Annotated in this window: 1 protein-coding gene; it reads right to left on the minus strand. The window is 76.3% G+C overall.

What is annotated here, in order from left to right; all coding sequences use genetic code 11:
• Nucleotides 1-1262: alginate lyase family protein (locus NBX02_RS07935; RefSeq protein ID WP_250290664.1), on the minus strand; the 1262-nt coding region annotated here is incomplete at both ends.

Genomic DNA, 1262 nt, shown 5'->3' on the forward strand with positions numbered 1-1262 from the left:
GCCCGCCCGGTGCGCGTCACCCGGTCGGTGAGCGTCACCCGCTCCGGCCGGACGGTGAAGGTGCGCTCGTGCGCCGGGCGTCCGGGCAGGTGCCGGTAGCCGTCGTGGGACGCGGTGAGGACCGCCGTGTCGCCGTCCAGCGCCAGCCGGACGATCGTCGGGCGGGCGCGGCGGCCGGCGCGGAAGGCGCCCCAGACCTCGGTCGAGTCGGCTCCGTCGACGACCAGGCTCGCGTGCGCCGCGCTCGAGCGTTCGTGGTCGCGGACGGCTCCCGGGTCGTAGGTCGAGGTCGCGGTGTCGACGATCAGGGGGACGCCGTCGTACCAGAGCAGGAACGCGAGGGTGTCGGCGTGGGCGTGCGCGGGCAGCGTGTCCGGGCAGGCCGGCCCGACATCGGCGACGAGGTGGAAGCCGCCCGCCCACAGCACGGCGAGACCGCTGTCGGCGAGCAGCCGTGACCCGGTCCAGGCACCGGCGGACGAGATGCCGTCAGGCGGGAGGACGCCAGGAGGTGGGAGGGCGTCGGGCGGGAGGGCGTCGGGCCAGGCGTCACCGCTGTCGCGGGCCGTCCGCCGCCGGCCAGGTCCCGGTCCCGCCGTTCCCGGTCCCGCCGTTCCCGGCCCCGCTGGTTCTCCTGCTTTGCTTGGTCCTGTCAGTCCTGCTGGTCCTGGTCCCGCGGTTCTCGGTCCGGTGGTCTCCGGGTTCGCGCAGCCTGGTCCGGCGGGTCCGCCGCTGACGGGCTCGTGGCCGCCGGGCAGGTCGCCGGACAGCAGGTGCTCCACCGCGTCGGCGGGGACCGGGTAGCCGTCGTTCAGCAGCGGCACCGTCCCGTCCGGGCCGATTATCTTACGTAGCCAGTCGCGCATCCGGGTGATCGCGGCCGGCAGGTCGTCCGGCACCGCCGCGCCGCTCGCCGCGAGCAGGCCGACCACGTCGTCGAGGTCGGCGAGCACCTGGCAGTGGTAGGCGGGCGCCCGCTCGTAGTGACCACCGTCGGCCAGCACCTGCCGGCGGGCCTCGCCGCGCAGCCTCTCGACCCACCGCCGGCGGCCCGCGGTGTCGCCGGCGGCCACCGCCAGCCCGATCAGGGCCTTGAGGTTCTTGACCAGATGGTTGCCGCCGACGTCGGTCTCCAGGTGCGGCCGCAGGAAGGCCGCGTGCCGGCCGAGGTCGGCGCGCACGGCCGCCTCGGCCGCGCCGCCCCGCGCGAGCGGCTCGAACAGCCCGCACAGCGTCCACGCGCGCAGGGACGCGACATAGGG

This window comes from Protofrankia sp. CiP1_Cm_nod1, from assembly GCF_920888515.1.
In the GTDB taxonomy this organism is placed as follows: Bacteria; Actinomycetota; Actinomycetes; order Frankiales; family Frankiaceae; genus Protofrankia.